Annotated in this window: 13 protein-coding genes; all 13 read left to right on the forward strand. The window is 49.2% G+C overall.

From position 1 onward, the window contains the following. The first annotated feature begins 75 nt into the window (after positions 1-75). The 13 genes from TOLA_RS03780 to TOLA_RS16305 all read left to right on the forward strand — a co-directional run bounded on the left by TOLA_RS03780 (position 76) and on the right by TOLA_RS16305 (position 13,635). Positions 76-651 (forward strand): DUF3486 family protein, encoded by a 576-nt coding sequence (locus TOLA_RS03780; protein ID WP_012728964.1) that lies wholly within the window; start codon positions 76-78, stop codon positions 649-651. Next, on the forward strand, positions 651-2,183 hold the full coding sequence (locus TOLA_RS03785) for a terminase large subunit domain-containing protein (RefSeq protein ID WP_012728965.1): 1,533 nt from the start codon (positions 651-653) through the stop codon (positions 2,181-2,183). The genes TOLA_RS03780 and TOLA_RS03785 overlap by 1 nt, the downstream gene beginning before the upstream one ends. Then, positions 2,183-3,748 carry a DUF935 domain-containing protein gene (locus TOLA_RS03790; protein ID WP_012728966.1) on the forward strand — a complete coding sequence of 522 codons (1,566 nt, stop codon included), beginning with the start codon at positions 2,183-2,185 and terminating at the stop codon, positions 3,746-3,748. Before TOLA_RS03785 ends, TOLA_RS03790 begins: the two co-directional genes overlap by 1 nt. Continuing rightward, positions 3,748-5,214 (forward strand): phage minor head protein, encoded by a 1,467-nt coding sequence (locus TOLA_RS03795; protein WP_012728967.1) that lies wholly within the window; start codon positions 3,748-3,750, stop codon positions 5,212-5,214. Before TOLA_RS03790 ends, TOLA_RS03795 begins: the two co-directional genes overlap by 1 nt. Continuing rightward, positions 5,214-5,408, forward strand: coding sequence for a hypothetical protein (locus TOLA_RS03800; protein ID WP_012728968.1), 195 nt, complete (start codon positions 5,214-5,216; stop codon positions 5,406-5,408). Before TOLA_RS03795 ends, TOLA_RS03800 begins: the two co-directional genes overlap by 1 nt. Then, positions 5,408-5,842: a phage virion morphogenesis protein gene (locus tag TOLA_RS03805; protein WP_012728969.1), complete on the forward strand. Its 435-nt coding sequence runs from the start codon at positions 5,408-5,410 to the stop codon at positions 5,840-5,842. The genes TOLA_RS03800 and TOLA_RS03805 overlap by 1 nt, the downstream gene beginning before the upstream one ends. A 225-nt stretch (positions 5,843-6,067) precedes the next feature. Next, the gene (locus TOLA_RS03810; protein ID WP_012728970.1) at positions 6,068-7,216 is read left to right on the forward strand and encodes a phage protease; all 1,149 of its coding nucleotides are present in this window, start codon (positions 6,068-6,070) and stop codon (positions 7,214-7,216) included. Next, positions 7,216-8,124 carry a Mu-like prophage major head subunit gpT family protein gene (locus TOLA_RS03815; protein ID WP_012728971.1) on the forward strand — a complete coding sequence of 303 codons (909 nt, stop codon included), beginning with the start codon at positions 7,216-7,218 and terminating at the stop codon, positions 8,122-8,124. Before TOLA_RS03810 ends, TOLA_RS03815 begins: the two co-directional genes overlap by 1 nt. Positions 8,125-8,164: 40 nt before the next feature. Further along, positions 8,165-8,470 carry an HI1506-related protein gene (locus TOLA_RS03820; RefSeq protein ID WP_012728972.1) on the forward strand — a complete coding sequence of 102 codons (306 nt, stop codon included), beginning with the start codon at positions 8,165-8,167 and terminating at the stop codon, positions 8,468-8,470. After that, complete coding sequence (locus TOLA_RS03825; RefSeq protein WP_012728973.1) at positions 8,470-8,889, forward strand: gp436 family protein; 420 nt, start codon at positions 8,470-8,472, stop codon at positions 8,887-8,889. Before TOLA_RS03820 ends, TOLA_RS03825 begins: the two co-directional genes overlap by 1 nt. Then, entirely contained in the window at positions 8,886-9,314 is a 429-nt protein-coding gene (locus tag TOLA_RS03830; RefSeq protein WP_012728974.1) for a phage tail terminator protein, read from the forward strand. Before TOLA_RS03825 ends, TOLA_RS03830 begins: the two co-directional genes overlap by 4 nt. Next, positions 9,311-10,063, forward strand: coding sequence for a phage tail tube protein (locus TOLA_RS03835; protein WP_012728975.1), 753 nt, complete (start codon positions 9,311-9,313; stop codon positions 10,061-10,063). Before TOLA_RS03830 ends, TOLA_RS03835 begins: the two co-directional genes overlap by 4 nt. A 134-nt stretch (positions 10,064-10,197) precedes the next feature. Next, positions 10,198-13,635 carry a tape measure protein gene (locus TOLA_RS16305; protein ID WP_012728976.1) on the forward strand — a complete coding sequence of 1,146 codons (3,438 nt, stop codon included), beginning with the start codon at positions 10,198-10,200 and terminating at the stop codon, positions 13,633-13,635. Positions 13,636-13,641 lie beyond the last annotated feature (6 nt).

Genomic DNA, 13,641 nt, shown 5'->3' on the forward strand with positions numbered 1-13,641 from the left:
TGGCTTATATAACCGTTTTATTCCTTTATGCGGTTGACACTATCGGCACCGGCTACAGCTTTGCAGGAGAACAATGTGGACGACAAACCAACTCGCGGCAGAGCCAGTAAAGTCGACTTGCTGCCGGAAAACATCCGCTCACAGCTTCATGAAATGTTGCGCGATAAGCAAATCACGCAGCAGGAAATTCTTGAGTCGATAAATGCGCTGATAGATGAACATGGGCTTGAGGATGATTTGAAGTTATCCCGCTCAGGCCTGAATCGCTACGCCAGCAAAGTTGAAAAAGTCGGCACTCATTTGCGTGAAATGCGTGAAATGAGTAGCGCGCTAACAGCTCAACTGGGTGATAAGCCTCAGGGCGAAACTACAAAAATCATTCTTGAGTTGGCCCGGTCCCAGCTGTTCAAAGCCTTTATGAAGCAGGCGGAAGACCCTGAAGCAGAAGTGGATATCGGCTTTTTGAAAGAGGCGATGCTGTCTGCTCAACGCCTTGAAGCTACAGCTATGGCAAGCCATAAGCGGGAAAAAGAAATCCGACAGGCGTTTGCAGAAGAAGTTGCTGCCAAGGCGGAGCAGATTGTGACGCAAGCAGGGTTAACAAAAGACACCGCAGCACAGATCCGCCGTGAAATATTGGGGATCGCATAATGACTGCCTTCGCTCAGATATCCGATATTTATGACGAAAAAGAGGTACTGCTTCCTTATCAGCGCCGCTGGATGGCCGATGATTCACAATTAAAAATCGCTGAAAAAAGCCGGCGGACGGGGCTTACCTGGGCAGAAGCTGCTGATGCTGCGTTGACCTGTTCACTGCAGAAATCAGCGGGTGGCTGTCATCACTTTTATGTTGGTTCAAACAAAGAGATGGCGCGGGAATTTATCGACGCTGTTGCCATGTGGGCCAAAGCCTTTAATAAGGCTGCAGGAGAAATACAGGAAGAGGTTTTTGAAGATGAAGATAAATCCATTCTGACCTTTGTCGTCTATTTCTCAAGTGGCTTTAAGGTACAGGCGTTATCGAGTAACCCGTCTAACCTGCGTGGTATGCAAGGCAATGTTACCATCGACGAGGCCGCATTTCACGAGCGATTAGCCGAGGTGCTAAAAGCTGCAACAGCACTCACCATGTGGGGTGCCAAGATCCGAATTATCAGCACACATAATGGTGTTGATAACCTGTTTAACCAGCTTGTTAATGATAGCCGGGCACGCAAAAAAGATTACAGCGTTCACACGATCACGCTCGACGATGCTTGTCGTCAGGGGCTTTATCGCCGCATCTGCCAAATCAAAGGGTCGAACTGGACCCAGCAGGCAGAAGACGAATGGAAGGCGGCCCTGTTAAAAGCTACGGCCACTGAAGAAGATGCACTGGAAGAATATTTCTGCGTACCTAAACAGGGCGGTGGCGTCTACATCAAACGAACTCTGGTTGACCGGGCTATGGAAGCGGATATCCCGATTGTGCGCTTTACTGCCCCTAAAGACTTTGAATTGCAAAGTGATGAGCAGCGCAAAGCGTATGTTGATGACTGGTGTTCAGACAATCTGAAACCATGGCTGGAGCAGTGTGACACAGCTTGCCGTCATGTGTTGGGTGAGGACTTTGCCCGCAAAGGCGACTTGTCTGTTTTTACGCCGCTGGCGATTGCATCAAATCTGACAAAGCAAACCCCGTTTGTTGTCGAGCTGGCGAACGCGCCCTATGAGGCACAGCGCCAGATCCTGTTTTATCTGCTTGCCGGATTGCCACGATTTAGTGCTGCCTCGTTCGATGCGACCGGTAACGGCGGCTATCTGGCTGAAGCCGCACGGCTTAAATACGGGGCTAGCATGATTGAATGCGTAATGCTGAATGACCCGTGGTATCGGGAATGGATGCCAAAGCTGAAGGCTGAATTTGAAGACGGCAATATCCGCATTCCTCGTCATGCGGATATTCAGGATGACTTGGGGCGTATTCAGGTTGTGAACGGTATTCCTAAAATCGACAAGGGCAGAACCACTGGTCAAACAGGCCAACAGCGCCACGGAGATTTTGCGGTCTCGCTGGTCATGGCGATCCGCGCCAGCTGGATGGACGGTGGCGCTATTGAGTTCACCCCGTTACCCGGCAAGCGTGGAACACATCCTGCCGATGACGATAACTATCACAGATTTGAGCGAGGCGGCTGGTAATGTCAATCGTAGATATTCACGGATCCCCAATTCGTCTGGAACGGGAACCACAAACTGAAAATGACAGTATGCTCGGGCTGTTGCGTCGTCACTATTCTGAGCATCCAACGGTCGGTTTAACTCCGGGCAAGGCGGCTGCGGCACTGCTGGAAGCTGAACTGGGGAACATGATTTCCCAGTGCGAGCTGGCGGAAGACATGGAAGAGAAAGACGCACACCTGCAAAGCGAACTTGGGAAGCGCCGCCGTTCCCTGTTATCTGTGCCCTGGACAATTAAGCCACCGCGCAACCCCAGTGCCGAGGAACAGCGTGATGCTGATCTGCTGACGGAACTGCTGGAAGACTTCACCTGGTTCGAGGATTGTATCTTTGATGCAACCGACGCAATCCTGAAGGGGTTTTCGGCTCAGGAGTTCACGGGCTGGGAACAGGTAGAAGGTCTGATGCTGCCAAAAGGTTTGGAGTGGCGAGACCCAGCATGGTTTCAAACTCACCCGGATGATCGCAATCAGCTGCGATTACGTGATGGCACCTACGAAGGGGCTGTGTTAAACCCGTTCGGTTGGGTTGTTCATAATGCCAAGTCTAAATCCGGCTATCTGGCCAGGACGGGTTTAATACGAACGCTGGTCTGGCCGTTTTTGTTTAAGAACTACAGCGTGCGTGATTTGGCTGAGTTTCTGGAAATCTACGGGTTACCGGTTCGCCTGGGTAAATACCCGGAAGGGGCGACGGATAAAGAGAAAACCACATTACTCAACGCCGTGCTGTCTATCGGCCATAACGCGGGCGGTATTATTCCGCGTGGAATGGAAATTGAATTCCAGAATGCCGCATCGGGGCAGGCTGATCCGTTTGTGGTGATGATGGATTGGTGCGAACGCTCAATGAGTAAAGCCATTCTTGGTGGCACGCTCACCAGCCAGGCGGATGGCAAGAGCAGCACCAATGCCCTGGGCAATGTTCATAATGAGGTCCGCATGGAAGTGCGAGATTCTGACTTACACCAGTTGGCCGCCACGTTAACCCGTGATCTGATTTATCCGTTGTATGCGTTAAACGGCAAATCGTTCCAGAGTACCCGCCGGTTGCCCCGTATCGAATTTGATACGACAGAGCCGGAAGATATGCGTGATCTGGCCTATCCGTTACGTTCTCTGGTTTCTATGGGAATGAAGATCCCGGCATATTGGGTTCAGGAAAAACTGCAAATTCCTAAAGCCAAGGATACTGACGAGGTTTTAAAAATCGTTGACGGTCAGAACAATCAGAATGAGGCAATGCTGAAAGCGCGGGTCAAAGGTATAGCCGCGTTGTCTGCGGCTCAGCCCGACAATACAGATCTGCAAATACTGCAGTTATCGAAACAGGCCAGCACGGTTTTATCTGGCATGACAAAGCAGGTACAGCAGCTTGTAATGAATGCGACCAGCCTGGATGAAATCAGAGATGGCTTACTGGAGATTGAACCGGATATCAGCCCTGATGAACTTGGTGAGCTGCTGGCTCAGGCTATCACTGCCAGTGAGTTGCTGGGCATGCTGGAAGTGCAGGAGGGCCGTTGATGCCTGTCCGTTATGGTTCGTTACCGTTTAAAGAGCAGATTCTGTTTTTCCGGCAGAAGCTGAATATGCCGGCTGAACACTGGGATGATTTGTGGCGTGACGCCCATAACAGGGCATTCATGGTTGCTGGTGCAACAAAGACCGATTTACTGGGCGATCTGAGAGGCGCAGTTGATAAGGCAATCAGTGAAGGGAAATCTTTAAACTGGTTTAAAACAGAGTTTAAAAATATTGTCGCCAAGCATGGCTGGGAGCATACCGGCCCCGCCAGCTGGCGGAGCGAAGTGATTTTTGAAACTAATTTACGTCAAAGCTATAACGCTGGCCGTGAAGAACAGATCGAGAAGATAAAGCATAAACGGCCATTTGCCTTATATCGCCATGGTGATTCTGAGCACCCCAGAGAGTTGCATTTAAAGTGGAACAACATGGTGTTGCCGGTCGATGACCCATGGTGGGAAACACATTCACCGGCTAATGGCTATGGCTGCAAATGTAAGAAGTTTCTGTTGTCAGAGGATGATGTTAAACGTCGTGGGCTGGAAGTGGGAACCGCCCCTGACGATGGCACATATGATTGGGTTGATAAAAAGACAGGGGAAGTTCATGAAATACCAAAAGGGATCGACCCCGGATTTGATTACCGGCCAGCTACGCCAAAGCAGTTAACTGCACAGGTCGAAAAGCTGGAAGCGGCAAAGCTGCCACTGGCAGAACGCTTACCAGGCCGAATGGTGGATAGTGCACTTTCAACGTCGAAGGGCGTAACGGCACAGGGATTGAGCGACTTATTGTCACAGTTACCAGCCGTACAAAAAGAGCCTATCGCCAAGTTCCTGGTAGCTCATAAACCAAAGACGCTGTTTATTAAACAGACTGAGATGGGGAATACCGCAGCTGGTGCAAAAATTGCCGAAGCCGTGGGTGACTACCTGGGGAAAGACGCAACTGAGGCGCGGTATTGTTACTATCATCGGAAGGCCAGCACCTCGAATGGGTTTACCTCGAAAAGCTGGGACCACGTTGTGGTAAAAGTGAAGGCCAGTGATAAGCTTAAAGAAGTAGATATTCAAAAAGTGCAGCTGGCCGCAAGTGAAGTTGTTCGTGATGCAAAGAACAATTCCGGCCCCCGCAGCTGGTCGCCAAGAGGCACAAGTGGTGAACAACTAAACCGGCACTGGAGTATATCTGCGAACGTAGAAGAAAAGGCGGGCGAGTCAGCCAGGCGGTTATCAACCTGGTTGCATGAGATTGGTCATCAGATCCATTTCTATGCCGGCTCGCCGGATATATCCGCGATGGGGTTAGTATCACGGTATGGTGCAACCAATAAGCTGGAATCTTTCGCGGAATGGTTTTCAGCCTGGGCGTTAGCGCGTGATGAAGTGGCGCTGTTTAATCCAAAGTTGGTTGAACGGATAGAAGCTATTATTGCAGATGCCATTAAGTCACAGGAGAAAGTGTAATGGTCACGTTACTGGAACAAGCTCAGGCGTTACTCAACACTGACAGCCTCAGTATTGATGACGTCAGAGAACTGCAGCGTCTTGAGGCTCAGGCGTCAGGTGACGAAGCTGAACTGATCGCTGAGTTATGGGAAGCCGTCTATGCACTGGCGGATGAATCGCTACTGAAAAAACTACAGGATGACGCTATCTAATGGCGGGAAGCTTCGTTGTTATTACGCATCAGGGAATAAAGGATGCGTATTCCATACTTCAAAATCTCTATGAGAAAACCGGCGATCTCAGTGAACCACTCGCTGATGTTGGCGAGCACTTGTTGTTAACTCACCGTGACCGGTGGAGTGATCAACAATCGCCGGATGGCGCGGCATGGGCTCCGTTGTCTCCGGGCTATCAGTCCAGAAAGCAGCGCCATGCTGATGAAATCCTCCGGCTGAATGACGATTTGCGCGATACCCTGAATTACCATGCTGATCCGTTGGCGCTCTATTTCGGGACTCCGCTAGAGTACGGGGCGGCACATCAGTTTGGTCGTGATGACATTAACCTTCCTGCCCGTCCTTATCTTGGCCTTAGCGATCAGGATTCTGAGGACGTTCTCTCTATTATCAGCGGTTATCTGGCATGAAGATCTAACATCAGCTCAGACCGCCTGTAATGGATTCTGGTCGCTTCTAAGCTGGCGATGTATTGTTGTGATATTCTTAAACACCTACCGTCGTTTTTAAACGCGGTTTAAATGATTGTGAGCATTGCTGCTCGTGTGTATTTTGTTTTCTGGCTAAATCCCCTCTCATTTTTCTGTAATACACCATAAACCCGCACTTCATTCACTCCGCCACACACTGGCGGTATGAAAACATTAAATCGCACCAACTCACAGCCGCAGGGGCTGGCTCTCCTGCAAGCCCTGACTGCTATTGAGCAGCCGCGAATTGCCGTACTTGATGCGGAATTGGCCTTCGCTGCCGATGGTTGGCAGCAGCTTTTACCTGCTGGTGCATTTGCCGCCAGAGATGGCCGCCCTTTTGATGTACCTGAACACACCTGGAAACTGGACGGTCAGATTGCTGCCGCGCTCATTGCTAAGGCAAAGGGGCTAGGGCAGGACATCCTGATCGATTATGACCATCAGACATTACGCACCGACCAGAACGGCCAACCCGCACCTGCCGCTGGCTGGTTCAATGCTGATGAAATCCAGTGGCGTAATGACGAAGGGCTGTTCATTAAACCCCGCTGGACTGCCCGCGCAGCCGCATTGGTTGCCAATGGCGAATACCGATTCATGTCAGCCGTCTTTCCGTATGACGAAAATGGCACCCCGCTTGAACTCCGAATGGCTGCAATCACCAACGACCCCGGTGTCGTTGGGATGCAGGCGTTAGCGGCACTTTCTGCCGAATTAACTTCCACCCCGCAAACTGAACCAGAGGATATAAACCCAATGAATGAACTGCTTGCCAAATTGCTGGCGAAGCTGGGTATTTCTGCGCCTGAAAACGGTCAGGTATCAGAAGACCAGGCTAAGCAAGCGCTCGATGCGCTGGATGAAGCACTGAACAAATCAAAGAAAGCACCGGAACTGGAACAGTCTGTTGCGGCGCTGACTGCCCAGGTTAATGAAAAGCAAATTGACCTGGCTAAATACGTGCCCGTCGAAACCTACAACGCAGTGGTGACTCAGGTTGCAGCATTAAGTGCAAAAGTGGAAACCACGGATGCAGCCACGCTGCTGAAAGATGCTAAAGGCCAGGGCAAGGTGCTGGCCGCTGAAGAAAGTTATTTGCACCAGTTTGCCCAGCAAAAAGGCGTCGCTGCACTGAAAGCCCTGCTGGATGCCCGCCCGGCGATTGCTGCACTGACCGCCCGTCAAACCGATACGGTAAAACAACCTGACCAGGATAAAGGTCTGGCCGTTCTTACTGCCGAAGACAAGTATGCCGCCGACCAGTTGGGGATCGCTCACGCTGACTTCGCAAAATTAAAGGAGACTAAATAATGGCTATGGTAACCGCTGCATTAGTGCAGGCATTGTTTACAGGCTTCAAGAAGAACTTTGAGGACGGCAAGTCGGAAGCGCCGAGCCAGTACACAAAGATCGCGACTGTCATTCAGTCCACCACCAAAAGCAACACTTACGGCTGGTTAGGCAAGTTCCCGTCTCTGCGTAAATGGATTGGTGATCGTGTCATTAATTCCATGGCAGCGCACGGCTACAACATCGTCAACGAAGATTATGAATCAACCGTCGGTGTTGATCGTACCGACATCGAAGATGATGAGATCGGGATTTACTCGCCGATTTTTGCTGAGATGGGCCGCGCTGCCGCCATCCATCCTGATGAAAGCGTCTTCGCGTTGTTGCCGGCTGGCTTTACGACTGCATGCTATGACGGCCAGTATTTTTTTGATACCGACCATCCGGTTTATCCAAACGCTGATGGCACCGGCACCGCTGTTTCAACCGCGAACGTAGTGGTCGATGGCTTATATACCGGCGAACCGTGGTATGTGCTGGACTGCAAAAAAGCACTGAAGCCATTCATCTTCCAAGAACGCAAAAAGCCAGAGCTGGTCGCAATGACCAAAACTGACGATGAAGCCGTGTTCACCTCCAAGCAGTTCCGTTATGGCGTCGATTGCCGTGATGCTGCTGGCTATGGCTTCTGGCAGATGGCTTACGCGAACAAGCGCGAGCTGAATGCAGATAACCTCTGGGATTGTATTCAGAAGATGCGCCAGTTTGAGTCAGACGGTGGCCGCAAACTTGGTATCGCACCGACCATGCTGGTTGTGCCTCCATCGCTGGAAAAACTGGCAACGCGCCTGCTTGAACGCGAACTGGACAGCAACAGCTCGAACGAGCTGAAAGGTCGCCTGGAACTGGTTGTCGGCGATTACCTGTAACGGATAGCCCTCGCAATGAGGGCTATGGAGGAGTTATGCGATGTCGTTATTTAGCGTTCGATTACTCAACACTGCTCATGACGGTTATTTACGAGCTAAACGCTGTTTGGTTAAAGGTGAGCAAATGGTTGAAGTCACTGCTGCCGAACTCGCGCAGCTGGAAGCCGACCCCAGAATTACGATCATTTCCGTATCTGACGTACAACCCGAAACGGCAGATACATGTGGTGATACGAGTGGGGACGTGGTGTCAGAGTTGGTATCAGGCAGCGTGACAGACGCTGTTCAAGAACCCGAACCTGAACCAACAGATGTTGAAAAGCCTAAAAAGGGTGGTAAACGCTAATGCGATACGCCGAAGCTACTGATCTGACATTACGTTACGGGGAGCCGGAACTACTACGCCTGACTGATTTAACCGGTTCTGGTGTGGTTGATACTGCCGCTTGTAACGTTGCACTGGATGATGCCAGTGCGCTGATTGATGGTTATCTGGCTGGGCGTTATCCATTGCCTTTGCTGCATGTGCCAACAGCGTTGGTGCCGATCTGCTGCGATATTGCCCGCCATCGCTTGTATGGCGAGCAAGCGCCGGAGCAAATTGCAAAACGCTATGACGCCGCCCTGGCATTTCTGAAATCAGTTGGTAAAGGCGAACTGGCGCTGGGGTTGGCGGCAGATGGGGAAACGCTGGAGAGTCAGAATCTGGCTCAGTTGACCTCTGATGGTCGTGTGTTTGGCAGAAGTTCAGGCGGGTTTATATGAGTGAAGAACTCGATTATTTATCCGCAGGTAACCGGCTGAAAGCACTGCTGGAGCCTCTGAAATCGCAGGGGTTGCGAGAAGTGTTTATAGCCACTGATGTTGATAATGCCAAACAGCAAAGCCAGGTTGCTCCGGCAGTGCACATTATGTACCGGGGTGACCGGCTTGACGAAAACACGCAATCGGGGCGAGTCACTAAATCAACGCAGACATGGCTGCTGATACTGATCCATCGGTCGCAGCCAAATCAACAAACCGCCGGTGTGTTGCTGGCAAAGATTATCTCAGCCGTTGCAGGCCAAACGCACGGCGACACAACATTCAGACGAGTAACGGCCCCCGTTGCTCCGGGATATTCAGGCGGCTTTGTTTATCTGCCGCTGGCTTTTGAAATTACTGTTAAAGTTAAAGGAGAGCGGCAATGAGTGACACTATCCATCTATCAGGTGACTTCTATCTTGAGCCGTTCGTAAACGGCGTATCAAGTGGGATCATCGGCCCCATCGATGTTGATTCGCTGGAAGTTAAACCAGACAGCAATAAAATCACTGTCCCATCAAAACGTCGTGGTCAGTATGGTCAGACGCGCGAAACCTATTTCACAGCTAAAGCTGCTACCATCAGTATCAAGACAACTGAGATCCCGCCGGTGATGTTAGCCATCGCGTTTATGGCCGACGTTGGCACTATCACCCAGGGCAGTGGCACACTGACCGAGGTTGCGGTGACATTGCCGGCATATCCAAAGTGGGCACCGCTTGGTAAAACTAATATCGCAACAACCGGGCTGACTGTTACCGAAGGCGTCACGCCGCTGGTGCTTGGTACTGACTTTGAAATCAATTATGCGTTGGGCTTGATCCGCGCTAAAGCTGGTGCTGCTATTGCTGATGGCGGTGCAATTACTGTTACTGCAACGTATAACGCAGTAACCGGCACACGCTTTAATGGCAACATCAAACCGGAAGTTAAAGCTAAGCTGATTCTGGACGGTGAAAGCCTGGTGGATGGCAAAAAAACTTTGCTGACCGTGCCAATGGCGTCTTTATCGCCAACATCCAGTGTCGATTTTATGTCTGACAACCCGATTGAAGTCACCCTGGAAGGTGAACTGCTGATTGTTCCAGGTGAAACTGCACCGTTTTATGTTGATCAGCCTGAGGCTGCTGCATAAACTACTGCCACACAGCTTTATCCCGTGTGAACTTTTAACCCGCTTCGGCGGGTTTTTTTGTATCAGCCACCATAACCCCACCCACTTTTAAACGTTCGTTAAATTGGCGGTAAACCCCGTTTATCGAGCATTCAATGAGTAATCAGAATTTAAAATTAGCCTTAGAAATCGCGGCTAAAGTTTCTGGTCGAGACGATATTTCAGCAATGACCAAAGAGGTCAGTAATATTGGCCCGGTCTCTGAAAAAGTGAGCCAGAAAGCTAATGTCTTGGCTGAAAAGCTGGATGAGTTATCGTCGAAGCGTGACTTGATTGATAACTTCAATAAGTCAGCAGCTGCTCTGCGACTGCTTGAAGTGGCTACTGCAGCAAGCAAAGCTAAGCTTGATGCACTAAAGCAAAGTGAAGATAGTGCCGGAACGGCCTCTGATCAATTCGCTGAAAAAGAACGGATGCTGGCCGGTGAAGTGAAGCAGCTGGAGTCTCAGCTGATGCGGCAATCCGCAACACATACCAAACTGGACACGGCACTCCGCCAAAATAATATCAATGTAAGTAGTCTGGCATCTGAGCAAAATCGTCTGCAATTGGAAATCAATCAGACAGTAGATAGAACGGCTCAGCTCGGTCAGCGCATGACCGGCGTCAGCTCATCGGCTGAAACATTTGGCGGTAAGGTGGCAAGCATAACCACCCGTTTGCTGGCGATGGCTGGAGCTTATTTCGGTATTAATAAAATCACCGAAAGTATTAAGGAAATGTTCAGCCAGGGTGATAAAGCTGAATTACTGCAAACACAGATGAATGCAGTGATGGGAAGCATAGAGTCTGGCGAAGCTGCAACAAAATGGATCCAGGAATTTGCCCGTAAAACACCGCTTCAATTGGATGAAGTGACACAAACATTTACCAGGCTGAAAGCGTTTGGCCTTGATCCTATGGATGGTTCGCTGCAGGCCGTAGTTGACCAATCATATAAGCTCGGTAAAGGTTTCGAAGGTGTTCAACAGGTATCGCTTGCATTGGGACAAGCGTGGGCAAAACAAAAACTGCAGGGTGATGAAATTCTGCAATTAGTTGAAGCCGGCGTTCCTGCATGGGATTTGCTTTCTAAAGCTACCGGTAAAAACACGTATGAGTTGCAGCGATTGTCAGAGCAGGGGGCTCTAGGCCGTGATGTTATCAAGCAGCTCATGGATGAAATTGGGAAAGGGGCTGCAGGTTCCGCAGCAGCCAATATGGGAACTCTGTCTGGTTTGGTCTCAAATGCTAGAGATAACATTGACCTTTTCTACCGAAAGGTGGCCGAATCTGGCGCGTTAGATTGGCTGAAAGATCAGTTATCTTCTCTGAACAACGAAGTTCAGAAAATGGTTGATGATGGTCGCCTTGATAAATATGCAAAGCAGATTTCCGATTTCTTAGTAAAAACGGGCGAGAGCACCAAAGGGTTCATATTAAATATCGGTGGCAGCTTTGATGGGTTAATTAATGCCACTACTTTTACTATTCAAGGTTTAAGGATCCTATTTAATACCTTTACTTTGTCGATTAAAGCTGCGGCCACGGCGGCTATGGTTCCCTTGTTGGGCTTTGCCAAAATGCTGGATGGTATGGCTGCCGCTGCCGAGGCGCTTCATTTAGATGGTCTGGCGGGAAAGTTACGATTCGCCTCGGGCGCGATCAAAGCTGAGTTTGATGCATTTGCTGCAGCAGCAAAAGAAGATATGGGAGACATTGCGGACGCATCGTCGAAATTAGCCGGGGAACATAAAACCGCGACTAATGCCATGAAAGACTCAATGCAGGATGCTAGTGACAAGTCAGATCAAACATCCCAAAAAATAATAAGTAATTCAAATGACGTTCAAGACGCGGCGGCTGGTTCTACAGATAAGGTCGGCGAGTTTTTTTCAAAACTAGGTATTGATGCTGAACAAGCGTCTGGAAGAGTGGGGACCGCGGTAACTGAAATTCATGATGGTTTAAATTTAGTCATGGAAAAGGGGAATGTTGCGGGTTCTGCCATTGCTGAAGCTTTATCAAAGGGATTCAGCAGCTCAAAGAACAAAGCAGAAATAGAACTGTTACTGGCAGACATGGAAAAAATGCATTCTGCCGGACAACTGGTTGGTGATGCATATGCTGAATCATTAGGCAAAGCCACAGACGCTGCAAAGAAACTATCAACGACAAATGCCGATGGCATGAAAATGTATGTTGATTTATTGAATCAGCAGAAAGCAGCATATGAGGATTTATACAGAACAACCGGTCTTGAAAAGTACGCCGTTAAAGTCGGTGAGGTAAATACAGAACTTAATAAAACCCTCAAAACGCTCGAAGCAAACAAACTTCAGTCTAACAACTTGGAAGATGCGTTTAATAAGCTGGGTATCACATCAACCGCTGCATTTGAAAAAATGGAAGCAGAAGCCAAAGCAGCCTATGACCAAATAGCAAACTCTGGTGATGCATCGCTAGAGCAGCAACAAGCTGCGTTCATGAAGTACGCGGCTGCGTCTTTAAATGCAACTAATGCCGCAGGCAAATTGCCAGATCCATTGCTGGCATCAAAAGCGGCGGCGGTGGGTTTAAGTGGTGCGCTCGAAAAATTAAAAAGTGATTTAAATAAAACTGGCGCGGCAGCAGAAACCGCAGCTAAACAGCAAGATGTTTTTGCTTACGACACCAAGCGTAACGCTGAAGGGGCATCAACTGCTGTCACAACTGCTACGGCTAAAACGGCATTATTTAAATCAGAGATGATTGACGCCGGTAAAGCGTCTACATATATGGGCATGTCAATTTCGGATTTGAATAAAGAAGTTAACAAGCAGGACGCGACAATTCAAAGGCTGCGACACACTGTTGGCGTGATCCCTGATTCCTTTGGACAATGGATGCTGTCAATTAATAAAGCATCCATAGAAACATATAAGTTTTATGAGAATGCAGCTCGTGGAACCATTGAGATTAAAAAACTGCAAACAGCATTAGCTTCAAACCCTTCAGAAACTCTGATAAACAGAGCTGAAGGCGCAGTCAAAAAATACAAAGAACTTGGTGAGCAAAATCTGTCTGGACTGCGTTCTGCTATCTCTGCTGCCAGATCGCAGATGGATAGCCTGAATTCATCCGTCCAATCCACGCTGAACAGTTTGCGTGATGAAATGGACCAAATGAGCAACAACCAGGTATCTATCGAAAACCGACGTTACCAGGCACAAGTCGCAGATCTGAACGCTAAATTGGAAGAAGCTCGCGCGCTAAAAGACTCAAAATCTATCGCAGATATGAGAGAAGCACTGCAGCTGGCGCAGCAAATCCACAACCAGAAGCTGGCAACCATTTCTGCCGAGAAAGCAGCAGCTGCGGGAAATGCGGCTTCAAATAATACGACTTCATCAAATAATTCAAATACTGCCAGCTCTTCCACATCTGAATCAAATAAAAAGATAACCGTTGAATTAACCAGTGCAGCTGGAAATGCAGAGGTTAGTGTAAATAGTGAATCTGATTTAAATGCCCTTTTAAATTTAATTAAACAGCATGGAATGAGAACAAGATGATTTATA

It is taken from the genome of Tolumonas auensis DSM 9187, from assembly GCF_000023065.1.
GTDB classification, from domain to species: Bacteria; Pseudomonadota; Gammaproteobacteria; order Enterobacterales; family Aeromonadaceae; genus Tolumonas; species Tolumonas auensis.